Source organism: Paeniglutamicibacter kerguelensis, from assembly GCF_017876535.1.
In the GTDB taxonomy this organism is placed as follows: Bacteria; Actinomycetota; Actinomycetes; order Actinomycetales; family Micrococcaceae; genus Paeniglutamicibacter; species Paeniglutamicibacter kerguelensis.
On the sequence record NZ_JAGIOF010000001.1, the window covers coordinates 3,628,587 to 3,650,715 of the forward strand.

Consider the following 22,129-nt stretch of genomic DNA (forward strand, 5'->3'; position numbering starts at 1 on the left):
GGGCGCATCGCTGGTGAAATACGGAAGCCGCTCCCCTTGAGGGTGCGGCTTCCGTGCATGGGCGGGGTTCTACGCCCAGATGTATTCCTCGGCGATCGCTCCGTCACGCCATTTCGCGACCGTCACCATGCGGCTCCCGTCCTCGAACTCGCCGATGGCACAGGTCCACTCGCCGGATCCGAAGGAGATCGGGTGGGAGGTGATCCGGGGCGGCGTGCCCCCGACCGAATCGACGAAGGCCTTCATCGCGTCAATGTGCTCCGCGATCCCACGGGTGGGTTCCTGGCCTTTCCAGTCCACGAGCACATCGTCGGTGTGGTGGTGGGCAAAGACTCCGTTCCAGTCGGCGTTGTTCCAACCGTCGAAGTCGAGATCGTCCATTCCCTTGAGGTTGCGGTCAACCTGTTCGTCACCCATGGTTTCCTCAGTTCTCCGGGCGCGCCGGGCTCGGTCTCCGGTCGCGCTGCCGTGCCTCCCCGGGGCTGGACGCGACCAGCGTAGGCGGGCGGTCGACGGCATACAACGGCCGCGGAAAACCACAAGCGAAAGGCAACGGCCGCGGGGGTTTCCCGCGGCCGTTGCCATGTTTGACCTGCCTGTTGGTTTGCAGTGTGCTTGTCGGTTACGCCTGCGTCAGGTACAGCTTGCGCAGCGGCTCGTCCAGGATCCAGGTGGTGCGCATGCCCTCGCTCAGACGGCAGACGGTTCCCGGTTCGAGCTTCAGCACGGCAGCGTCGAAGCCGTTGGCCGCGTGGACCTGCACGGTGGCAGATCCGCTGAGCACCACAAAGAGTTCCTCCGCCTCGACGTCGGTCATGATTCCGGCGCTCATTTCCCAGAGGCCGAATTCCACCCCGAAGATCTCCCCGAGCCGCTCGGCGGCGGTGGTGGGATCCCCGGCAACCGACTGGTCCGCCGGAACGGCCTCGTGTTCCAGCGACACTGCCGGTGCCAGGACCGTGCGGTTGGCGGCCGAGACATGGTCCACGTGTTCGAGGGTGATCACGAGTCGAACCCCATTCCCACGGCGTCCATGGTCTTGAGGAACAGTCCACGCTCGCCCTCGCGGCGGTCGGCGCGGGCCAGGGCGGCGGTCATCATCTTGACGCCGATCCAAGCCAACGGTTCCGGAGGGAACGGCAACGGCTTTTTCTTGACCATTTCGAGCTCGGTGATCTCGTTCTTCTTGCCCTCGAGCAGGTCAAGCATGACGCGTGCGCCAAAGCGCGAGGCCCCGACGCCCAGTCCTGTGAAGCCGGCGCAATAGGCGACCTTGCCCTTGTAAGCCAGATCAAAGAAGGAGAAGAAGCGGCTGCAGGAGTCGATCGCCCCGCCCCAAGCGTGTGAGAACTTCAGTTCCTGCAGTTCCGGGAAGGTGGCGAAGAAGTGCGCCGCAAGCTTCTTGTACGTGGTCTCGCTGTCGTAGAACTCCGGGTTGACCTTGCCGCCGAAACGGTAGATCGCGTCGAAGCCGCCGTAGAGGATGCGGAAGTCGCCGTTTTCGTCGACGATCGGGCGCGAGTAGTGGAAGCGGTTGTTCAGGTCCACCAGCCCGTGCAGGTTTTCCCAGCCGATCGCCTCGCGCTGTGCGGCGGTCAACGGCTCGGTGACAAGCACATAGTCGTAAACCGGGACGGTCATCAGCGCGTTGCGCTTGAGAAGGGACGGGAACACGTTGGTCGCCAGCGCGACCTTGGAGGCCAGAACCTGGCCGGTGGCGGTGTTGGCAACGATCTTGCCGTCGCGTTCCTCGATGCCCGTGACCTTCGACTGCTCGAAGATGCGTACGCCGAGCTGTTCGCAGGCGGCAAGCAGGCCCCAGGCCAGCTTCGCCGGGTTCACCAACACCGTGTCGGTCTTGCTCCAGGCACCGGAAATGAACGCATCCGACTTGACCAGCTTTGAGGTTTCTTCGCGGTCGAGGTAGATCGTGTCCTCGCCGTCCGCTTCCTCGCGCAGCCAGGCGTCCTGGTGCGGCTCGGTGGCCACGGCCAGCGCGCCCTCGCGGTACAGGTCGCAGTCGATGCCGTAGCGTTCGATGGCCTGAATCAGCTCGGCCAGGTTTTCGTTGCCCAGCTCGGTCAACCGCGCGTTTTCCTTGGGCAGGTGCTGCTCGCCGTTGGATTCACCGTGCACCAGGGAAGCTTCGCAGAAACCGCCGTTGCGGCCCGAAGCCTCGGACCCGACCCAGTTGGCCTCGAGCAGGACCACCGAGGTCTCTGGGTTGCGTTCCTTGGCCTGCAGGGCAGTCCACAACCCGGTGTAGCCGCCGCCGACCACGAGCAGGTCGCAGTCGATCTGTGCGCGCAGCGGTTCACGGACGCCGGGACGCAACGGGGAATCGAGCCAGTAAACGGCCCGCTTGGTGTCGCGCAGCGACGCCGCACACAGCGCCAGGTCGATGTTCTTTTCGGCATTCTCAAAGAATGTCGGATTTGATGTCGTCATTGTCTTTTTCTCTAGAGGCTGTTGTTCTGCGCCGGTGCCAGTTCCCCGTCGAGGGGGCCCTGGTCATCGAGGCCGCTGTCGCTGCCGCCGGTTTCCCATCGCGGGCGCGGTACAGAGGCCAGCAGCGTCTGGGTGTAGGGGTGTTGCGGGTTGCTCAGCACTGCCTTGGTCGGGCCGCTCTCCACGATGGCGCCGTTTTGGACCACCAGCAGCTCGTCGCAGATTTCCCCGACGATGGCCAGGTCGTGGCTGATGAACAGCACCGAGACCCCGCTCTCCTTGCGCAGCTTGTTGATCAGTTCAAGCACCTGGGCCTGGACCGATACATCGAGTGCGCTGGTTGCCTCGTCGAGCACCAGCAGGCGCGGGTTCAGCGCCATGGCCTTGGCGATCGCAACGCGCTGGCGCTGGCCGCCGGACAGCTTGCGCGGGTAGAGGTTTGCGTGCTTTTCCTCCAGGCCCACGGATTCAAGCAATTCCTTGATGCGCGCCTTCATGGCCTTGGCGTCGAGCTTGTAGTGCAGCTTCAGGACGGTTCCCAACGCCTTGGCCGGGGTGAGCCGCGAATCCAGGGACTGGTAGGGGTCCTGGAACACCATCTGGACGCGCGAAGCGGTCTTCAGCCGGCGTTCCTTGGCGCTGCCGCCCTGCACGTTGCCGCCGGCCATGGTCATCTCACCGGTGTCGGCGTGTTCCAGGCCCGCGACGATGCGACCGAGGGTCGATTTGCCCGAACCCGACTCGCCGACGATCGCCAGGCCGCCGCCGGTCGGGATGGCCAGCGAGACGGACTTCAGAGCCTCGACCGGCGGCTGCCCGCGGAGGTGGTAGGTCTTGGAGACGTTGTCCACGCTCAGCACCGGGGCCGCTGCGGACTCGACCTGGTGCGCTCCGGTCTTCGGGGCGCTCTGCATGCTTGGCGTTGCCGCAACAAGCTGCTTGGTGTAGTCGGAGGCGGGGCGTTCGAAGACCTGCCGGGTATCGCCGTGCTCCTGCACCACGCCGTGGCGCAGCACGTAGGTGCGGTCCGCGATCGACGCGGCCAGGGCCAGGTCGTGGGTGATGAAAAGCATGCCCATGGAGCGCTCGCGCACGGCGTTGGACAGCAGCTGGATCACCGCGGCCTGGGTGGTCACATCCAGCGCCGTTGTCGATTCGTCGCAGATGAGCAGTTCGGGGTTGTTCATCAGGGCGCCGGCGATCATGACGCGCTGCAGCATGCCGCCCGAGAGCTCGTGCGGGTACTGCTTCATGCGAGCCTCGGGGTTGGTGAGCCCCATGGATCCGAGCAGTTCCACGGCACGGGCCTCCAGCGCCGCCTTGTTGGCGCCCGGCTCTTGCATCATGGGTTCGACCAAGTGGGCACCGAGGGTGCGCACCGGGTTGATGGACGAGCGCGGGTCTTGGAAGACCATGGCCGCACGCGTGCGGCGCATGGCGCGCAGCTCGGCCGGGGATGCCTTGAGAACCTGGACGCCCTCGAGGTCGATCTCGCCGGTCACGTCGGCCGAGGAGGGCAGCAGGCCCAACACGGCGCGGGCGGTCAACGACTTTCCGGATCCCGATTCCCCGACCAATGCCACGGTCTCGCCGCGCGCAATGTGGAGGGACACCTTGTCCAGCAGCAGGGTCGAACCCGTGGGCTGGTTGATTTCGATGCTCAGGTCACTGATGTTTAAGAGGTTCATGCGAAGGGATCTCCCAGCTTGTCCGAAAGCCAGCCACCGACGGTGTTGACGGCGACAACAACAAGCACAACTGCCACCGACGGGATGAGTGCCGGCAGGAAGTTGCCGCTGACCAGCGCGGCCTGGCCTTCGTTGATCATGGTGCCCCAGTCGGCCTGCGGCGCCTGGATGCCCAGGCCCAGGAAGGACAGGGCGGCGAGCTCGACGAGCACGTACCCGAAGTTCTGCGTGGTCTGCGAACCGACCACGCCCAGCACGTTGGGCATCACGGCGCGGGTGGCGATCCATGGTGCGGAGAAACCCTGCACCTTGTATGCGGCCACGTATTGGCGGTTCTTCTCGGTCGCCACCAGCTGGCGGGTCAGCCGCCCGATGTACGGGGTGTAGGCGATGGACATGGCCAGCACCGGGGCCACCAGGCCCTTGCCGAAGAGGGCCACTGCGAGGATTGCCAGCAGCAGTGCCGGGAAGGCCAGCACGATGTCGAAGACGCGGCTGATGATCGCATCGATCTTGCCCCCGGCCCAGCCCGCCCACAGCCCGAGCAGCAGGCCCAGGATGGTGGAAAGGATGACCACGAACGCCGGACCGGCAAGCGCGGTGCGCGAACCGTAGAGCATGCGGGAGAAGATGTCGCGGCCCAGGGCGTCGGTGCCGAGCCAGTGCTCGGCGGTCGGTCCCGAGTTGACCTGCAACAGGTCCACGGCCGCGGGCGGGTAGGGTGCCAGCAGCGGTGCGAAAACGGCACCGAAAAGGACTAGCGCCAGGAATGTCGTGGCGAGGATCAGCCCCCAGCGACGGTTCTTCAGAGTCAGGCGTTTGATGGGCAAACGCGGAGCAGCTTGGACGGTCATCGTGCTCCCTCCCCCGCCTTGAGGCGTGGATCGATAACGGGACCCAGGAGGTCAACCAGGGTGTTGATGGCTACGAACGCGGTGACGACAATCAGGACGATGGCCTGCACCACGGGGAAGTCCAGGCGGTCCACGGAGGAAACCAGCAGGGATCCCAGGCCGGCCAGGCCGAAGGCCTGCTCCACGATCGCCGAGGAGACCAGCAGGCCGGCAACCAGCAGGCCGCTGACGGTGAGGATGGGGCCGGTGGCGTTGCGCAACACGTGCCGGGTGACAACCGCCACCGGGGTGACGCCGCGCGAACGGGCAACCTCGACGTGTTCGCGGGCGAACTGCTCGACCATGGACGAGCGGGTCACGCGGCCCACCACGGCGATGAATGAGAGCGCCAGCGCCAGCGACGGAAGGACCAAGTGGTAGACCATGTCCCCGAAGCCGGTTCCCGAACCGAAGGAGGGGAACATGCCAAGCTGCACCGCGAAGATCGCGATCAGGACGATGGCGCCAACGAAGGACGGAATGGCCGCCAGGCCGGACATCGACGCCACGATGGCACGGTCCGCCCAGGTGCCGCGCAGCAGCGATGCGGCGATGCCGGCGGCCAGGCCGAGGATCGCGATCATCACGCCGGACATGACAACCAGGCCCAGGGTCACCGGCAGGCGCCCCAGGATCACGTCGGTGACGTCCTGCCGGTACTGCAGCGAGCGGCCGAAGTCGCCGTGCAGGATGATGCCGGTAAGCCAGTTCCAGTACTGCTCCAGCGGCGGCTTGTCCAGGCCGTAGATGGCGGTGACCTCGGCGATTGCCTCGGGGTTGGGGCTACGCCCGCGCAGCAGGAAGCTGATCGGGTCCCCCGGCACCAGCCAGCGGGAGAAGAACACGATCACCGAGGAAACGAACACGGTGAAGAGGAATGCGCCGATCTTGCCGGCCGCCAGTTTCAGTGCCGCGCCCGCCTGGCGCGGGGGCTTGGTTGCCCCCGGCGCCGGCGGGGTCGCTGTGGCGAGGTTACTTTGCGCCAATTTGGGCCGCCCATGGGTAGTACAGGTAGTTCACCGACGGTGAGGCACCCGTGATCTTGTTGTTCATCCAGATATTGGTCGGGCTCTCATAGAGCGGCAACCAGGGAATTTCCTTGTTGGTGATTTTCTGTGATTCCACGGCCAAAGCAAGGCTCTTGGCGGGATCCTTCGTGTGCACGCTGGCGTTCGTTGCCTTGTCGAACGCCGGGTTCGACCAGCCTCCGTAGTTGGAGAAGTCTCCGGTGCGCAGGATCGAGAACATTTCGAGCGGGTTTCCCGCGGAGAGGTACCAGTTGGTGTAGAAGAGGTCGGTGCCCTCGCGGGCCGCCGGATCCGAGAAGAGCGCGGAGTACGCGTTCGGGGTCACCGTGTTGATCTTGGCCTTCAGGCCGATCGATTCGGCTGCAGCGGCAGTTGCCTGAGCAGTCACCGCGAAGTTGTTGCCCATGGGCGCGGTGGTGATGGTGATTTCCTGGCCGGCAACGCCCTGTTCCTGGATGATCTTGGCCGCGGCCTCGATATCGTACGGGTAGTCGACAAGATCCTTGAAGGCCGCTTCCTTGGTTGCGGCATCGGCCGATCCCCACACCGATTCGGTGGTCAGCGAATTGGTCCGGGTGGCGTAGCCGGCCTCGGCCGCCTGCACCAAGCCGTTGCGGTCAATGGCCATCAACAACGCCTTGCGGACCTCCGCGTTTCCCAGCGGGCCCTCGGGGTTGGAGACGACCAAGCTGTTCACGGCCGAGTTCAGTCCGAAGAAGACATCGCCGGCGCCCGAGGCCTTCAATTCGCCGATGGCGTTGGAGGGAAGCATCCAGCCGCCGTCGATCTCGCCTGACTTCAGGGCGTTGACTCGTGCCACGGGGTCGGTCTGGATGACGAATTCGACTTCACTGGCCTTGGCCGTCAGCTTCTTGTCCCAGTAGCCGTCGAAGCGCGTGAGATTGATTTTCTCGCCGTTCTGCCAGCTCTTGAGTTCAAACGGGCCGGTGCAGTTCACGCCGCCGGTGGAGTTTCCGTAGTCGGCCCCGGCCTTCTTGAGGGTAGCTTCCGATTCGATGACGCCCGGGGCACCCGAGAGTGAATCGTTGAACAAGGCGTCCGGGACCTTGGTGGTCACGGTGACCTCGTTGGCACCGGTCTTCTTGATGTCCTTGACGTTGTTGTACGCCGAGTACCAGAACGAACCGACGGCCGGATCCAGATGGCGGTTCATGGAGAACACCACGTCATCCGCGGTCAGCGTGGTTCCGTCGTGGAACTTGACGCCCTCACGAATGGTGTAAACCCAGGTGGTCGGGTCCGGGTTCTCGAACTTGGTGGCCAGGCCCGGGCCAACGCTCATGTCTGCATTCAGGCGCAGCAACGACTCGCAGACGTTGGCCAAGACCTGATTGTCCGAGAAGTCAAAGGCGTAGGCGTAGTCCAGCGAGCTCGGTTCGGCGTACAAGGACCAGGTCAGCTTGTCGAGCTCTCCGGAGGGTGCCGGGGTGTTGACGGTGAGGTCGAAGCTGGGCTTCGCGGCGCTGGCGCTGTTCTCGCCCGGGGAGGCCGAGCATGCGGCAAGGGCCAGCACGGCTCCGGCAGCGAACGCGAGTTTCAGGGTTTTCTTCATCATGTTCTTCGGGGCCTTACTTGGAATTCACGGAGATGTCGGCTGCCACGTACACGCATTTGCCGTCGATCCAGGTGGAGGTGACGCGGCTGCGGAAGATGTCCTCCGGGGCAACGTCGAACGGATTCGGGTGCACGATCGCGAAGTCGGCGAAGTAGCCGGGGGCAATGGTGCCCGTGACGTCGTCGCGGTGGTTCACAAACGCGGTGCCGGAGGTGTAGGCGGCGAAGATCGTGGCAAGGTCCAGACGCTGCTTTTCGCCGCCCAGCGGCTCGTCGTCAGCCTCCGGGGAGATGCGGTTCACGGCAATGTGCGAACCGGCAATCGGGTCGGCGCTGGAGACTGGCCAGTCGCTGCCCGCCGCCAGCTTGGCGCCACCGTTGAAGAGGTCACCGAACGGGTACTGGCGTTCCTGGGCGGATTCCGGCATGAACGGCAGGGTGAGCGTGTCGAGCTGGTCCTCGTGGCAGGCCCAGAGCGGCTGCAGGTTTGCCACGGCGTCGAGGTCGGCGAAGCGCGCGGCGTCGGCTTCCGAGACAACCTGCAGGTGGGCCAGGTGGTGGCGCAGCTTGCTCGGTCCGTTGGCGGCGCGGGCTGCCTCGAGTGCGTCCAGCGCATCGCGCACCGCGCGGTCGCCCAGCGCGTGGAAGTGCACCTGGAAGCCTGCGGCGTCCAGGGCCGTCACGTAGACGGCAAGGTCCTCGGCGGAGATGAAGGAAAGCCCCTTGTTGTGGGTGGCGTGGCCGCACTTGTCGCGGTACGGCTCGATCATGGCGGCGGTGAAGTTCTCGGCGATGCCGTCAACCATGATCTTCACGGTGCCCAGGTTGAAGCGATCCGGAAGGCCCAGCGCTTCGGCTTCGGCACGTGTTGCGATCATTGCATCTACCTGCTCCAGGCCCTGGTCGCGCTTCCACCACTGGGCGCCGCGCACGCGGACCTTCAGTCGACCCTCGGCGATGAGTCGGTAGTAGGCGTCCTTGGGATCGGGGATGCCTACACCTGCGCCGACCATGGCATCCTGCCAGCCGGTGATGCCCTGGGCAATCAGTTCGTCCTGGGCGCGGGAAAGCCCTGCAACCAGCAGGTCGGCGGTGGCGGCCGGGGCGTGCTCTTCGACCAGACCCATGGCACCTTCATGCAGGGTGCCCGCGGGTGATCCGTCGGCCAGACGCTCTACGCGTCCGTCGGAGGGATCCGGGGTGTTGGCATCAACGCCGGCGGCACGGAAGGCAGCGCTGTTCGCCCACATGGAGTGGTGGTCACGACTGGACAGGGAGACGGGGCGGTCCGGAACCACGGCGTCGATGAGCGAGGCCAGCGGTGAGCCACCCTCGTAGTGGTCCATGGACCAACCGGCGCCCTGGATCCAGGCGACGTCGGGGTTGGCTGCGGCATAGGCGGCGATGAGGGCCACCGCTTCCTGGGCATTGTCGGCTTCGGACAAGTTGCACTGGAGCAATTCGGTGCCGCCACCGGTCGGGTGGATGTGAGAGTCCTGGAATCCGGGCGCCAACAGCGCACCGTCGAGGTCGATGACTTCAGTGTCGGAGCCGAGGTGTGCTTCAAGCTCGCCCTCCGGCACGACTGCCATGATGCGGCCGTTGCGAACAAGCACTGCCTGTCCCGTGATTGGTTCACCGGAACCGGTAAAAACACTGCCCCCGTGGAATGCGATTTCCGCGAATTCCTGCATTTGTGACCCTCGTCTCCATAGTCTGTTTGGTAGAACACTATGGGAGGTCAACGCGCCTGTCAATGCTGTTGACAGATCTGTTGTCATCATTGATTGTAGGGTTGGTGGAGTAACCACCTAAGCCCGCCCTCAGCGGGGAGAACGGAGGCCCGAGTGGCAGGCGGATCGCCAAGGACGAGGGGCGCAAAAGTCCCCCTCGATCGCGAAGTTTTTGTTGAGGCAGCACTGCGCGTCGCTTCGCGCCGGCACACATTGTCACTGACCTACCGCGACCTCGGGCAAGAACTCAATGTTGATCCGACGGCGATTTATCGGCATTTCCACAGCAAGGAAAGCCTCATGCAGGAGCTGTTGGACAGGGTGCTCCGAATGGCCCACTCCAGGATGACAACCTCGCCAACCGCGTGGGAAGCCTGCCTGACCGAACTCGCGACCGCGACCCTCGATACATTCCTGCAATACCCCTCCATAGCAGTGACGGCAACGTCGCTGACCACCAGCGGACCGGGCGAACTGGAAAGCATGGAACTCATGCTCGCTTGCTTCTCCGAGGCCGGCCTGCAAGGCAGGTCCCTGGCCGAACAGTACGCAATCTTCGCCTCCTACGTCCTCGCCGGGGCCGCCGGATTGGCCCGGGACACTACCGACCCCGCGAACAACGGGACCTACGAATGGTTTGCCGGCCCCTTGCAGGCAGACCCCTCGCACCACCCATTGGCACTCTCTAGCCGCGACGACATCCTGGCCCTTGAGGAACGGGAAATATTCTTCGCCGGCATCAATCAGATCATCGCCGCGGCGAAGGAAAAGGCGCAGAACCAAGGCCCTTTTTCGCAACCAAATCCCGTCGCGCCCCTCGAACACGAAAACACCATGGGCTTCACGGGGCGGCCTCCGGGCACGCTGCCGAATTAGCCCGGTCACCAAGCACCGCGCGTAGAGCCGCACTCTCAAAAAGCCCTGCCGACAAAGGTTGCATTTCTTGCGACACGGGCAAAAATGTTCCAGGCCCGAGAAGAATCTCGGGCCTGGAACATTTTTTTGATTTCGGCTCTGGCTAGCCTAGACCGCTTGGCGCAATGTTATTTTGAGCCAATTTTTGCCGCCCACGGGTAGTACATGAAGTTGATCGACGGCGAGGCGCCGGTGATCTTGTTGTTCATCCACAGCAGGTTCGGGCTCTCGTAGAGCGGCAGCCACGGGATCTCCGCATTGGTGATCTCCTGTGCCACGAGGGACTTGGTGAAGCGCTCGTCCTGATCCATGGTTTGCACGGCATCGGTGACGGACTTGTCGAAATCCGGGTTTGACCACTTGCCGTAGTTGGAGAAGTCGTCGGTGCGCAGGATGGAGAACATCTCCTGCGGGTCGGCCACGGAAAGGTACCAGCTGGTGAAGTAGAGGTCGGTGCCCTTGCGCGCTTCAGGGTCGGAGAAGAGTGCGGTGTAGGCGTTGGGGGTCACCGTGTTGATCTTCGCCTTGAGGCCGATCGACTCCGCCGCGGCCGCTGTGGCCTGCGAAATCACGGCGAAGTCATTGCTGATCGGCGCGGTGGTGATGGTGATTTCCTGGCCTTCAACGCCCTGCTCCTTGATGATCTTGGCCGCTGCCTCGACGTCGTAGGGGTAATCCTCGAGGTCCTTGAACGCCGCCTCCTTGGTGGCAGGATCCGCATGACTCCACACCGATTCGGTGGTCAACGAATTGGTTCGCTTGGCATATCCGGACGCCGCGGCCTGAACCAGGCCGTTGCGGTCGATTGCCATCAGCAGCGCCTTGCGGACCTCCGGCTTGCCCAACGGGCCTTCAGGGTTTGAGGCAATCAGCGACTGCACCGCGGTGTTCATCCCGAAGTGAACCTGGCCGGCGCCCGAGGCGTCCAATTCCTTCACTGCATTGGTTGGAACTAGCCATCCGCCGTCCACTTCGCCCGACTTCATCGCGTTGACGCGCGCCACCGGATCGGTCATGACCACGAAGTCGAGTTCCTTGGCCTTGGCCTTCAGGTCCTTGTCCCAGTAGTTGTCGAATCGCGTCAGGGACAGCTTTTCGCCGCTCTGCCACTTTTTGAGCTCGAACGGTCCGGTGCAGTTGACCCCACCCTTGGAGTTTCCGTAATCGGCGCCGAGCTTCGCCATGGTTGCGGCATTGCCGATAACGCCCGCGGCACCGGACATCGACTCGTTGAAGAGCGCATCGGGCTGCTTCGAGGTAACGGTGACCTCGTTCGGGCCGGTCTTCTTGATGCTTTCAACATTCTGGTAGACCGAGAACCAGAAGGACCCGACCTTCGGATCCAGGTGGCGGTTCATGGATGCCACCACGTCGTCCGCGGTGAGCGTGGTGCCGTCGTGGAACTTCACACCCTCGCGGATGGTGTAAACCCAGGTGTTGGGCGTCCGATTCTCATACTTCGTGGCCAAGCCCGGGGAGATCGACATGTCGTCGTTCAGCCGCACCAGGGATTCACACACATTGGAGAGGATCTGGTTGTCGGCGTAGTCGAAGGCGTAGACGTAGTCCAGCGAGAACGGCTCGGCGTAGGTGGACCATATCAGCTTGTCCAGCTCGCCGGTCGGGGCAGGTGTATTGGCGGTAACTTCATAGCTCGGCGCCACGGCTCCTGCACCACCGCCAGCACCACCCCCGGGGGAGGCCGAGCAGGCAGCAAGCGTCAGAACGGCACTTGCCGCCAGCGCCAGCTTCAGGGACTTGTTTCTCATTTTTCAGGCTCCTTGCTCAGGTGGAACAGATCGTCGTCTTCAAAGCGAACACAATTGGCCATAGATCCCGGATGCGCGGGACCCGGCCGGGGTTGGTAATCCTCGGCGTGAAACTCAAATAGGGGTTTGGTGCAATGGCCAGGCGGCTGGAAGTGGCTCCGCCGGACGGTCGGCCCCGCAGGACCGCATGGAATTCCCGCGCCCAAGAAGCCGCACTACAGAATCCCCAACCATGTGACCCCCGTCTCTTCAGAGTGATAGTTATGACCCTAAGTGCCGTCAATGCCGCTGTCAATGGTGTTGACATAGACGTTGTCAGCATCGAATGTAGGATGATCGGAGAAACCATCAGATCCCGCCCCGGCGGATAGAACGGAGGCCCGCGTGTCAGGCAAATCATCGACCGGCAGGCCAGCCAAGGCGCCGCTGGATCGCGAAGTCTTTGTCGAAGCGGCGTTTCGCCTGGCGTCACGCCCGCACACACTGAGCCTGACCTACCGCGATCTCGGCAAGGAAGTGGGGGTCGACCCCACCGCGATATATCGGCATTTCCAAAGCAAGGAAAGCCTCATGCAGGAGCTGCTCGACAGGCTCTTCAAGATGGCCCATGACCGGAGGACCGTCCCGACTTCGCAGTGGGAAGACTGCCTGGCGGAATTTGCTGCGTTGACCCTCGACACTTTCTTGGAGTACCCGGCCATCGCCGTCACCGCAACATCGCTGACCACCAGCGGGCAGGGGGAACTCGACAGCATCGAACTCATGCTCTCCTGCTTCTCCGAGGCGGGCCTGCGCGGAGGCGCCCTGGCCGAGCAGTATGCGATTTTAGGCGCCTACGTGCTGGCCGGCGCGGCCGGACTGGCCCGCGACCTGGCGGAATCCTCCGACCCTGAATCACACGAATGGTTCACGGGACCGCTACTCGTCGACCCGTCGCACCACCCACTCGTCGCCTCCATCCGGGACGAGATCCTCGCACTCGACCACCGGGAAATTTTCCTCGCCGGCGTGCGGCAAATCATCCGCACGGCGGCGGACAAGGGCAGAAACTAAGGGCAGTCCGGCGACACGACTTGGGCCTCCCGGCCCGGGCCGTGGAACAATCCGAAGATCCGCCCAACGAAGGACCGAACCGGTGACCACTACCCAAGCACGCCTCCAGAAAACCCGGGGCGGCAATGCCGCATGGATCGTGGTGGTCATTGCGGGCATCAGTGCGGCCCTGCACATCTGGAAGCTGCCCGCCGCACTGCCGCTGATCCAGGAAAGCTTGGGTTTCTCGCTGCTGACGGCCGGGGTACTGCTGGGCATTGTCCAGCTTGCCGGAATCGTCGGCGGGCTGGCCGTCTCCCTGCTGGCCGAGGTCATCGGGCCGCGCCGAACCCTTCTCCTGGGACTGCTCTTGCTCAGCGCCGGATCTGCATTCGGCGCACTGTCCACCGGGGCAGGCATGCTGCTGGCCTCCCGCGCCGTCGAGGGTGTCGGCTTCATCGTGGCGACGGTGGTGGGACCCGGGCTGATCAGGTCCCATACGCCGGCGCGGCGCGTCAACCTTGCGGTGGGATGCTGGAGCGCATACCAGGGAACAGCCACCTTGGTTGGCCTGCTGGCCAGCGCTTTCTTGCTGCAGGTCGCCAGCTGGCAGTCGCTGTGGTGGATGATGGCCGCGGTCAGCCTGCTGCCCATCCCGCTGGTCCTGCGCTTTGTCCCGGCCGACCCCGCAGCGGGCACCGGCGGCGCACGCACGGCAATGGCCCGCATCGGCATCACGGCGCGGTCGGGACGGGTCTGGATCGCCGGCATCGTCTTTGGCTGCTACACGATCCAGTGGATGGCGGTGGTCGGATTCCTGCCCACCGTCTACGCGCAGAGCGGGATTTCCGGGGTCGGGCCCGGCGTGCTCACCGGAGTGGTCGGCGGGATGAATGCCGTGGGCGCCCTGGCCACCGGGTACCTGCTGCAGCGCGGGGCGCCAGCGCGCCTGCTGCTGAACCTGGCCTTCATGTCGATGGGTGTCACCAGCGTGCTGACCTTCGCGGTCGACTGGTCGCAGGTGCCCCACGGCATGGCCTGGCAGGTGGCCTGCGTTGCGTTGTTCTCGCTGACCGGCGCGATGGTGCCGACCACACTGACCCGCATGGCGGTGGATCTGGCCCCGGAGGGCGGATCGGCGCCCGCGGCCATGGGGTTGATGCAGCAGATCTTCAATATCGGCAACTTCACCGGCCCGATGATCGTGGCCTGGTTGGCCACAACCACCGGCGGCTGGTCCTCCACCTGGTGGATGACCTGTGGCTTTGCCGCCCTCGGCATCCTGCTCTCGCTCGCGCTGAGCGAGCGGCGGCTTGGGCTGCGCTTCTCACACCGCTAGAAGACTGCCCCCTAAATACGACATTGGAAACACCGAGTCCCCGGACGGAAGGTCCTGCCCGGGGACTCGGCGCCTGTGGCCGTGCGTGCGCCCGTCAGCCCTTGCGGCACTCCAGCAGCAGCGGGGTCAGTTCCGAGGGCGCGAGCGCTTCCGGCCAGTGTTCCAACGAGCCGCCGAAGCGGGTTGCCGCAACAAACGAGGCCCGTTCCACGGCGCTGTCGGAGCCATGACCGCCGGCATCAACGTGCCCGTGGTCGGTGGTGAGCACCAGGTACCAGTCCTCGCCGAGTTCCTCGACGCGGCGGGCGATGGCCTGCTTGATGCGCGAAAGGTGGCCCTCCACCCGGGTCATGGCCGCGGCGTATTGCGCGCTGTGCGGCCCGTAGACATGCCCCTCGTCATCCGCGTCGCAGAAGTAGATGAAGGAAACATCCGGCCCCTTGGCGGACAGGACGTCGACGGCATGGTCGGCGATCTGCGCGTCCACCGTTTGGTAGCCGTAGGTTTCCCCGTCGCGGGAGATCACCCGGTGGTGGCCGGAGCGCTGCTGTTCGCGCCGCTCCCAGAGGACCGGTCCGGCGTCGGCCGGGTCCACCAGCGGCGGCCATCCGGCCGCCGCCATGGTGGTGGTCGACTGGTCGGCGAAGTAGGCCCGGCTCAGAAAATCCGGGCGGTGCAGCAGTTGGTGGCCAATGAACTTGTTGTCCTTGACCCCGTGCTCGGCGTGGGTGCTGCCGGTGAGCAGGGTGGACCAGCCCGGCCCCGACAGGGTGGGCACCTCCATCACCAGCTCGTTGAACACGCCCTGCTCGATCACCGCGTCGAGCGTCGGCATTTTTCCGGTGCCGCGCGCCAGGTCGATGCGCAGGCCGTCGATTCCCACCAACGCAATTTTCGGGCTTGCGGTCTTCGGGCTCATGCCGCACGCTCCGCATCAACCAGCACCGAGGAGCGTCGGGTGTGGACCTCGACGCGTTGGGCCAGCGTGAACCCGGCGGCCTCGTGCGAGGGCATGTCCACCCTCAGGCTGGACCCGGCATGTTCGACGACCACGCTGGTCGTGGGGCCGCGCAGCACCATGGAGCTGACGATCCCTTCCCCGCGGCTCTGCGCCAGCAGGCTCAGGTCCTCCGGACGGACCAAGGCCTCCAGGCCCGTGGCGGCGAGCAGCTCCGGGGCCGTGTTGGACATCGGCATCCGGTGGCCCAGCACCGTGACCTCGTTGCCCGCGCGCAGCGCGGGGATCCGGTTCACGGCCCCGACGAACTCGGAGACAAAGGGCGTGCGTGGGCGCTGGTAGATCTCCTGCGGGGAACCGAGCTGTTCGATGCGCCCGTTGAGCATCACGCCCACCCGGTCCGCGACCGTCAGGGCCTCCTCCTGGTCGTGGGTGACCAGCAGGGTGGTGGTCCCGGACTGCGTCTGGATCCGCCGGATTTCCTCGCGCAGGTGCACCCGCACCTGCGCATCCAGGGCCGAAAGCGGCTCGTCGAGCAACAGCACCCGCGGCTCGATCGCCAGCGCGCGGGCCAGTGCCACGCGCTGCTGCTGGCCGCCGGAGAGCTGGGCTGGGAACTTGGCCGCGTGTTCGCCCAGCCCCACGGTTTCCAGCAGCTCCTTGGCCCGGGCGGTGCGCTTGCCCGGTGACGTCCCGGCGACCTTCAGCCCATAGGCAACGTTTTCCACCGCAGACATGTGCGGGAAGAGGCTGTAGGCCTGGAAGACGATCCCGATGCCGCGCTCGCGCACCGGGGTGCGGGTCATGTCCTTGCCGGAGATCCGCACGGTGCCGGCGTCCGGGGTTTCAAGCCCGGCCAGCACGCGCAGGATCGTGGTCTTGCCGCAGCCCGAGGGGCCCAGCAGTGCCAGCAGCTCGCCGCCGGCGAGGTCCAGGTCCAAGTTGTCCAGCACCATGCGGCCACCGAAGGCCTTGTTGATGCCGGCCAGTGAGACTTCTGCAGAATCCCGGGTCATCGGGATCCCCCTTTCGTGGTGGATTTCTTGGTGCCGCGCCGCGCCGTCACTGAAGACAGGGACGCCAGCAACAGCCAGGTGGCCAGGATGGTGAGGAAGGACAGGGCGGCCGCGGCGCGCGGCTGGTTCATGCCCACCTGCACCATGAAGACCGGGAAGGTCGAGTGCAGCAGCAGGCTGGCCAGCGCGTACTCCCCCAGCACCATGGCGCAGGAGAGTAGCGCGGAACCCAGCAGGGCCGCGCGCATGTTCGGCAGCACCACGTGGAGAAGCGTCTGCCGGGGCTTGGCACCCAGGCTGGCGCTTGCGGCGAACAGGGTTTGGACATCCAGGGCGCGGATTCCCGCGTCCAGGCTCCGGTAGACCAGCGGCAGCGTGAGCACCATGTAGAAGGGAACCAGCGAATACGTGCTGACCAGGAAGCTGGGTGCCACGTTGCGGAAGAACAGGTTCGCCCCGCCCACCAGCGCGATGGCCGGCACCACGTAGGGAACCACTGACAGCCACTCGGTCAGCCGCAGCATCTTCGGGGCTTTCAAATGCAGGAAGAGCAGCGTCGGCACCAGCAGCACCAAGGATCCCAGCGTGCTGAGCACCGCCAGCTCCAGGGTGGTGAACAATTGCGCGGCGAAGTCGGTGCCCGCCAGTGCGTCGGTGAGCGGTTCGAGCGTGAAGCCCTTCCCCGGCAGGGTGAAGCCGAATGCGGCCGAGGCCACCAGCGGTATGAAGAACATGACCAGCGCCGCGGCAAAGATGATGATCCGCGCGGTGTCCTGCAACTTCGGTGCGCCGGCCGGCTTCGTGCGCGGCGCTGCTTTTGGTCGTGCTTCCCGGAGTGTTTCGGGTGCAGTTTCTAGCGCAGCCATTTGTTGGTCCTTCTTTCCAGCAGGGTCCGCAGGCCCATGGCCGCCACCACGATCACGATCATGCCGGTGACAAGCGCCGCGGCGAAGCTTTCGTCCGCCATGACGTCCCCGGAGATGAAGAAGCCGATCAGGATCGGCACCAGGTTCACCCGGCCCCCGGCCAGCGCGTAGGCGGTGGCATAGGCGCTGAACGAGTTGGCGAAGAGCAGCAACAGTGCGCCGACGATCGGCGGCCACATGATGGGCAGGGCCACGTCCGCCAGGTAGCGGAAGCGGCTGGCACCCAGTGAGTAGGCGGCCTCGGGCCACTGCTTTTTCAGGGAGCCGAAGGCCGGCAGCATCAGGATGGCCATCAGCGGGACCTGGAAGTACAGGTACACCAGGGCCAGCCCGAAGAACGATGCCAGCTGGATGTTCTCGCTCAGGTTCCAGCCGGTCAGCGACAGGATGATGCGGGTCGCCAAGCCCTGCACGCCGAGGGTCGCGATGAACGCGAAGGCCAACGCCACCCCGCCCATCTGCGAGGCCACCGCGGAGAAGGACAGCACCAGGTTCCGCAGCCAGGCCGGCTTGGTGCCGGTGGCCAGGGCCCACGCCAGGATGAATCCCAGCACCCCTCCGACCGCCGCGGTCAGCAGGGACAGGTTGATGGTCTGGATGAACGCATCGCGGTACTGCGGTTCAAAAAGCTTCGCCATGGGCTCCAGGGAAAACTGCCCGTCCACCCGGAAGCTGGTGAAGATGTTGGTGGCGATCGGGGCGATCAGGAACACCGAGAGGAACACCAGCAGCGGCAGCGCGCCCAGCCATCCGGCCAGCTTGCCCGGTGCCTTGCGGGTTGTATTATGCGTTGTCTTACGCGATGTCTTGCTTGGCGGCGGTGTCTGCACCGCCTCGGGCCGGTCGGCCGCCTTGTCGAGCTCGATCGTCACTGCGCGGCGACCTTCTGGCCCCACTGCTCGACGATCAGCTTGCCGGCCGTTTCACCCTGCTCGATGCTCGGGAACTTGATCTTCTCGATCACGTCCGCCTCCGGCAGCTTGGACAGCGCCTCCTCGGAGAGCTTGCCGGCCTTCTTCAGCTCGATGTAGCGTGCGGGGATGCCGCCGCCGCGGGCAAAGAGTTCGGAGCCCTCGTCGCTGGTGAGCCAGTCGACCCAGAGGCGGGCGCTGTTGGGGTGCGGCGAGTCGGCGACCACGGGCTGGGCGTAGTAGTTGCCGAAGACACCGTCCTCGAAGGTCTTGGTTTCCAGGGCGATGTTCGACTTCTTCAATTCCTCGTCCATGCCCAGGAAGTTGTAGTTCCAGTCAAGGACCACGGCGGCCTGGCCGGTGCTCAGGGCGGAGACCGGGGAGGTGATGCTCACCAGGTTGCCGGACTTTGCCAGCTTCTCGAAGAAGTCGATGCCCGGCTGGATGTTGTCCAGGCTGCCACCGTGGGCCAGGGACGCGGCGAAGACCGCAGCGATGGAGGAGGCACCCTTGCGCGGATCGCCCGGCAGGGCGACCTTGCCCTTGTACTTGGGGTCCAGCAGGTCGTCCCAGGTCTTCGGGGCCTCGACCACCGAGGTGTTGGTGCCCACCTGGACCACGCCGTAGTAGGCGCCCACCCACATGCCGTTGGGGTCCTTCAGGTCCGCCGGGATGGCGTCGAAGTTGCTGGGCTTGTACGGCGCGATCAGCTTCTCGTCGCTTGCCTTCTTGGTGAAGGAGTAGCCGATGTCGATCACGTCAGGCTGTGTCTTCTGGCCGCGCAGGTTCTTGACCGCGGTGATCTCGTCCGCGCTCGAGGCGTCCGGGGTGGCCACAGGGGTGTCCACGCCGTACTTTTCCTTGAAGGCGGCGAACTGGCCGCCGTAGTTGGCCCAGTCTGCCGGCACCGCGATCAGCTGGACCGTGCCCTCGGTCTTGGCCAGGGCCGCGATCTCGCTGGTCGTGGTGCCGATGTTTGCCGCAGCGGTTGGTGCCTGGCTGCAGGCGGCGAGCGAACCGCCCACCGTGGCAAGCAGCGCGAGCGAGGCGACTCCGCGGAGCAGGGTGCGTCGGGTGGTTTTCGTCGAACGTATTGCTGCCGGAACGATTGAAGTATTCAAGGCGGGATGCTCTCCGTGTGAGTGAGTCGGCCCGGGGAAGGACCTGCTTGCGGACTCAAACCTAACGACGCCACCTTGACGGGCAGCGACGCCAAGGTGTCCCACAGATGAACAATGGTCTAGACCGATAAGCCTGCGTCGTGCTCAGTCGCTTGACGCTCCCACGCGCCCCGAAACCACGATCTTCAGCCGGTCGGTGCGGACCAGGTCCTCGGAATACTCGACCGGGCGCCCGTCGCGGGCCAGCCCGGTGCGCTTGATTCCAAGCACCGCCGTCGCGGGTCCGATTTCAAGGTGACCCGCGTTCTCCTCGCCTGCCACCGCCGGGTTCAGCTCCTCAACGGAGGAGAACGGCGCCAGTCCGTAATCCTCGCCCATCACCGCGTAGATCGAGCCTGTCAGGTCACGCTCCGGCAGTCCCGGAAACAACTCCGCGGGCAAGAACGTCTCTTCCAGCACCACCGGTGTCGAGGCGGCAAAGCGGAGCCTGTGGATCCGGTGCACCGGGGACCCGACGGACATCCTCAGGGCCTCGGCCACGGCCCTGTCTGCCGGAATAGTCTCCGCCGAAAGCACTCTTGACGAGGCGCTATGCACGCTTTTGAGCAGCTGTGCACTAAGTCCCATGAGGTTGGAGATATCCACGGGAACCCGCGGCTCCGCCACGAAGGAACCTCCGCGGCTGCCCACCGCGCGCACGATCCGCCCCTCCTGGAGCAGGGTATCCAGGGCCTGGCGCAGGGTCATGCGGCTGACTCCCATGCTCTGGGCGAATTGCCGCTCGGCCGGCAGCTTGCTGCCCGCCGGAAGCAGGCCTCCGGCGATGATGCCGGAGAGCCAATCGCTGATCGACTGGTGGGCCGGCAGCCCCGGATCAAGGACAAGCCCCTGTGCTTGTTCAAGCAATTCCTCGGTATTGATTTTCGTCTCGCTTTCATTTGCCGGGCCGCGTTCACGTTCCGTTAATCCGCAGCCAAGCTGGGGTCCACCCAAAGAGGCGGTCGGGGACATGTCGGCTCGCTAGCTTGGTCTCTCGATCGCCCATAGGTCTAGACCGATTAACGATTTCACTAAACCCTACAAGATTGGAAACGCACCATGCGCGCCACCTCCGCCAATGCCGTTTTGACCCTCACGAACCTTGACGGCGTGCTCTTTGATTTCAACGGCACACTCTCCGACGACGAGGGCGTCCTGCGGGACCTGTTCATCGATTTGGCAGCCACCCATTGTTCCGTGAACCTCACCGCCCGGCAATACCAGGAGACCTTGGCTGGTCGCAGCGATCGAGAGATCATGGCCGACATCCTGGCGCTCGCGCCGGCCGATGCCGGGCCGGTGGACAAGTACCTGCCCCTGATCGACTCCGAATACGCCGTGCGCATCGAACGGGAAAGCCTGATCCGCCCGGCCACCCGGGAACTGGTCCACGCACTGCATGCCGCGGGCCTGAAGCTCGGCGTTGTCACGGGGGCAAGCCGGTTGCAGGTGCTCCCGGCGCTGGAGCGCGCGGGACTGCTGGATCTGTTTGGCATTGTGGTCACGGACGAGGACGTGGTGCAGGGAAAGCCGCACCCGGAGGGCTTCCAACGTGCGGCAGCCGCCCTCGGCCTGGAGGATCCCGCGCGGGTCGCCGCATTCGAGGACTCGATCCCGGGACTCGGCGCCGTTGCCGCGGCCGGCATGATCGCCATCTGCGTCGAAGGCACGCACCCAACCGAAGTGCTGGAACAGCACGCACGCATCATCGTTCCGGAGCTCGGCACCGCATGCTTGGACCTGGACCTCGGCTGAGCTATAGCCAAGTTTCCCCAAGTATGATGGCCCGTTGACTTGCCACGGCGTCGACTACGGGCCGGGGTCCTTGACCGTCGTGGTCGGCGCTGGCAGTCTCGTTTCCACACGGTGCGGAACGGGACTGTCTGGCGATCGGAGGGACTTCATGAAGCAGAACATGGAAACCACAGGTGAGGTAGCGGCCGCTTCCGACCCAGCGGTTGTCCCAGTCATCATACCGGCCAATGAGGCCAGCTGGGCCGATATCCAAAAGGTCTTCGGGACGCGGGGAACCCCCACGACCTGCCAATGCCAGTGGTTCCAGAATCCCGGACTCAGCTTCGACGAGCTAAGCGTCGAGGAACTAGCCGATCGTCTGAAAACTCAAACCGCCTGCGGAAACGCGAGTGCCGCGAAAACCAGCGGACTCATTGCTTACCTGGGTGATGAGGCGGTGGGTTGGTGCGCCGTCGAACCCCGCACCACTTATCCACGCTTGCTGGGGTCCAAGGTCCCATGGAGCGGTCGCAACGAAGACCGTGAGGATCCAAACGTCTGGTCACTGGTCTGCTTTGTCACGCGTACCGGGTATCGTCGCCGGGGCGTTTCACGCGCCTTGGCGGCGGCAGCCGTTGAATTCGCCAGGCAACGCGGCGCCCGCGCACTGGAGGGATACCCCATGGTCCTGCCTCCGGGAAAGAAAGCGGTCTGGGGCGAAATGTATGTCGGAAGCCGCAGCATTTTCGTCGATGCAGGGTTCACCGAAGTCAGCCACCCCACCCCGCGGCGGGCGGTCATGCGGATCGACTTCCCCACTCAAAAACAACCGGCAACTGCCCTGTGATGCCACACGCTCGCTTCACATGTGATCCAGTGCCATTGCGCAGGGAGCCCGGCAAGTTGGCCCGCGGGCTCAAAGCGATCTCCTAAGAGTTCGAGCGAGCATCGAGCCCGCCCAACAAACCTTTTGAATGCACCTCCTGACGCGACATGCCTATGGC

At 64.9% G+C, this 22,129-nt stretch carries 20 protein-coding genes and 1 pseudogene; 6 read left to right on the forward strand and 15 right to left on the reverse strand.

Annotation, left to right across the window (positions count from 1 at the left end; all coding sequences use genetic code 11):
• Positions 1-69: 69 nt before the first annotated feature.
• From JOF47_RS16510 to JOF47_RS16545, 8 genes are all read right to left on the reverse strand, one after another.
• Positions 70-417, reverse strand: a complete 348-nt coding sequence (locus JOF47_RS16510) for a nuclear transport factor 2 family protein (protein ID WP_210000393.1) — start codon at positions 415-417, stop codon at positions 70-72.
• Positions 418-622: 205 nt separating this feature from the next.
• Positions 623-1,006 carry a cupin domain-containing protein gene (locus JOF47_RS16515; RefSeq protein ID WP_342592819.1) on the reverse strand — a complete coding sequence of 128 codons (384 nt, stop codon included), beginning with the start codon at positions 1,004-1,006 and terminating at the stop codon, positions 623-625.
• Entirely contained in the window at positions 1,003-2,448 is a 1,446-nt protein-coding gene (locus JOF47_RS16520; protein ID WP_210000396.1) for an NAD(P)/FAD-dependent oxidoreductase, read from the reverse strand. Before JOF47_RS16520 ends, JOF47_RS16515 begins: the two co-directional genes overlap by 4 nt.
• A gap of 11 nt (positions 2,449-2,459) precedes the next feature.
• On the reverse strand, positions 2,460-4,136 hold the full coding sequence (locus JOF47_RS16525) for a dipeptide ABC transporter ATP-binding protein (RefSeq protein ID WP_210000399.1): 1,677 nt from the start codon (positions 4,134-4,136) through the stop codon (positions 2,460-2,462).
• Complete coding sequence (locus JOF47_RS16530) at positions 4,133-4,990, reverse strand: ABC transporter permease (protein ID WP_210000403.1); 858 nt, start codon at positions 4,988-4,990, stop codon at positions 4,133-4,135. Before JOF47_RS16530 ends, JOF47_RS16525 begins: the two co-directional genes overlap by 4 nt.
• Positions 4,987-6,015 carry an ABC transporter permease gene (locus JOF47_RS16535; RefSeq protein ID WP_210000406.1) on the reverse strand — a complete coding sequence of 343 codons (1,029 nt, stop codon included), beginning with the start codon at positions 6,013-6,015 and terminating at the stop codon, positions 4,987-4,989. The genes JOF47_RS16530 and JOF47_RS16535 overlap by 4 nt, the downstream gene beginning before the upstream one ends.
• Complete coding sequence (locus JOF47_RS16540; RefSeq protein WP_210000409.1) at positions 6,002-7,633, reverse strand: ABC transporter substrate-binding protein; 1,632 nt, start codon at positions 7,631-7,633, stop codon at positions 6,002-6,004. Before JOF47_RS16540 ends, JOF47_RS16535 begins: the two co-directional genes overlap by 14 nt.
• 13 nt (positions 7,634-7,646) lie before the next feature.
• Positions 7,647-9,326 carry an amidohydrolase gene (locus JOF47_RS16545; protein ID WP_210000411.1) on the reverse strand — a complete coding sequence of 560 codons (1,680 nt, stop codon included), beginning with the start codon at positions 9,324-9,326 and terminating at the stop codon, positions 7,647-7,649.
• A 153-nt stretch (positions 9,327-9,479) separates the two neighbouring features.
• Here JOF47_RS16545 and JOF47_RS22515 point away from each other — a divergent pair.
• Together JOF47_RS22515 and JOF47_RS16550 are read left to right on the forward strand one after the other, a co-directional pair.
• A pseudogene (locus JOF47_RS22515) lies at positions 9,480-9,665 on the forward strand (helix-turn-helix domain-containing protein); the annotation flags it as partial.
• Complete coding sequence (locus JOF47_RS16550) at positions 9,666-10,241, forward strand: TetR/AcrR family transcriptional regulator C-terminal domain-containing protein (RefSeq protein WP_245356402.1); 576 nt, start codon at positions 9,666-9,668, stop codon at positions 10,239-10,241.
• A 167-nt stretch (positions 10,242-10,408) separates the two neighbouring features.
• Here the strand turns inward: JOF47_RS16550 and JOF47_RS16555 are convergent, their stop codons facing one another.
• Positions 10,409-12,049 (reverse strand): ABC transporter substrate-binding protein, encoded by a 1,641-nt coding sequence (locus JOF47_RS16555; RefSeq protein WP_210000415.1) that lies wholly within the window; start codon positions 12,047-12,049, stop codon positions 10,409-10,411.
• 384 nt (positions 12,050-12,433) lie between these two features.
• Between JOF47_RS16555 and JOF47_RS16560 the strand changes: the two genes are divergently transcribed.
• Positions 12,434-13,102 carry a TetR/AcrR family transcriptional regulator gene (locus JOF47_RS16560; protein WP_210000416.1) on the forward strand — a complete coding sequence of 223 codons (669 nt, stop codon included), beginning with the start codon at positions 12,434-12,436 and terminating at the stop codon, positions 13,100-13,102.
• 82 nt (positions 13,103-13,184) lie between these two features.
• Entirely contained in the window at positions 13,185-14,420 is a 1,236-nt protein-coding gene (locus tag JOF47_RS16565; protein WP_210000417.1) for an MFS transporter, read from the forward strand.
• Positions 14,421-14,514: 94 nt separating this feature from the next.
• On the opposite strand, the gene JOF47_RS16570 is transcribed toward JOF47_RS16565, so the two are convergent.
• The 6 genes from JOF47_RS16570 to JOF47_RS16595 form a co-directional block, all read right to left on the reverse strand.
• Complete coding sequence (locus tag JOF47_RS16570; protein ID WP_210000418.1) at positions 14,515-15,339, reverse strand: alkaline phosphatase family protein; 825 nt, start codon at positions 15,337-15,339, stop codon at positions 14,515-14,517.
• Positions 15,336-16,394 carry an ABC transporter ATP-binding protein gene (locus JOF47_RS16575; RefSeq protein ID WP_210000419.1) on the reverse strand — a complete coding sequence of 353 codons (1,059 nt, stop codon included), beginning with the start codon at positions 16,392-16,394 and terminating at the stop codon, positions 15,336-15,338. The genes JOF47_RS16570 and JOF47_RS16575 overlap by 4 nt, the downstream gene beginning before the upstream one ends.
• On the reverse strand, positions 16,391-17,260 hold the full coding sequence (locus JOF47_RS16580; protein WP_210000422.1) for an ABC transporter permease: 870 nt from the start codon (positions 17,258-17,260) through the stop codon (positions 16,391-16,393). Before JOF47_RS16580 ends, JOF47_RS16575 begins: the two co-directional genes overlap by 4 nt.
• A complete protein-coding gene (locus JOF47_RS16585) occupies positions 17,248-18,192 on the reverse strand; it encodes an ABC transporter permease (protein ID WP_210000423.1) in 945 nt (314 codons plus the stop codon). Before JOF47_RS16585 ends, JOF47_RS16580 begins: the two co-directional genes overlap by 13 nt.
• Entirely contained in the window at positions 18,189-19,352 is a 1,164-nt protein-coding gene (locus JOF47_RS16590) for an ABC transporter substrate-binding protein (RefSeq protein ID WP_210000426.1), read from the reverse strand. The genes JOF47_RS16585 and JOF47_RS16590 overlap by 4 nt, the downstream gene beginning before the upstream one ends.
• A 144-nt stretch (positions 19,353-19,496) precedes the next feature.
• Positions 19,497-20,258: a GntR family transcriptional regulator gene (locus tag JOF47_RS16595; protein ID WP_210000430.1), complete on the reverse strand. Its 762-nt coding sequence runs from the start codon at positions 20,256-20,258 to the stop codon at positions 19,497-19,499.
• A gap of 192 nt (positions 20,259-20,450) precedes the next feature.
• Between JOF47_RS16595 and JOF47_RS16600 the strand changes: the two genes are divergently transcribed.
• A complete protein-coding gene (locus JOF47_RS16600; protein WP_210000433.1) occupies positions 20,451-21,146 on the forward strand; it encodes an HAD family hydrolase in 696 nt (231 codons plus the stop codon).
• 148 nt (positions 21,147-21,294) lie between these two features.
• Entirely contained in the window at positions 21,295-21,972 is a 678-nt protein-coding gene (locus JOF47_RS16605; protein WP_245356403.1) for a GNAT family N-acetyltransferase, read from the forward strand.
• Positions 21,973-22,129: the final 157 nt, after the last annotated feature.

Excerpts from the sequence above, each read along its gene's own strand:
- JOF47_RS16520 (WP_210000396.1), bottom strand. The coding sequence starts at position 2,448 with ATGACGACATCAAATCCGACATTCTTTGAGAATGCCGAAAAGAACATC.
- JOF47_RS16570 (WP_210000418.1), bottom strand. The coding sequence starts at position 15,339 with ATGAGCCCGAAGACCGCAAGCCCGAAAATTGCGTTGGTGGGAATCGAC.
- JOF47_RS16575 (WP_210000419.1), bottom strand. The coding sequence starts at position 16,394 with ATGACCCGGGATTCTGCAGAAGTCTCACTGGCCGGCATCAACAAGGCC.
- JOF47_RS16580 (WP_210000422.1), bottom strand. The coding sequence starts at position 17,260 with ATGGCTGCGCTAGAAACTGCACCCGAAACACTCCGGGAAGCACGACCA.
- JOF47_RS16530 (WP_210000403.1), bottom strand. The coding sequence starts at position 4,990 with ATGACCGTCCAAGCTGCTCCGCGTTTGCCCATCAAACGCCTGACTCTG.
- JOF47_RS16525 (WP_210000399.1), bottom strand. The coding sequence starts at position 4,136 with ATGAACCTCTTAAACATCAGTGACCTGAGCATCGAAATCAACCAGCCC.
- JOF47_RS16510 (WP_210000393.1), bottom strand. The coding sequence starts at position 417 with ATGGGTGACGAACAGGTTGACCGCAACCTCAAGGGAATGGACGATCTC.
- JOF47_RS16600 (WP_210000433.1), top strand. The coding sequence starts at position 20,451 with ATGCGCGCCACCTCCGCCAATGCCGTTTTGACCCTCACGAACCTTGAC.
- JOF47_RS16605 (WP_245356403.1), top strand. The coding sequence starts at position 21,295 with ATGAAGCAGAACATGGAAACCACAGGTGAGGTAGCGGCCGCTTCCGAC.
- JOF47_RS16550 (WP_245356402.1), top strand. The coding sequence starts at position 9,666 with ATGCAGGAGCTGTTGGACAGGGTGCTCCGAATGGCCCACTCCAGGATG.
- JOF47_RS16545 (WP_210000411.1), bottom strand. The coding sequence starts at position 9,326 with ATGCAGGAATTCGCGGAAATCGCATTCCACGGGGGCAGTGTTTTTACC.
- JOF47_RS16540 (WP_210000409.1), bottom strand. The coding sequence starts at position 7,633 with ATGATGAAGAAAACCCTGAAACTCGCGTTCGCTGCCGGAGCCGTGCTG.
- JOF47_RS16555 (WP_210000415.1), bottom strand. The coding sequence starts at position 12,049 with ATGAGAAACAAGTCCCTGAAGCTGGCGCTGGCGGCAAGTGCCGTTCTG.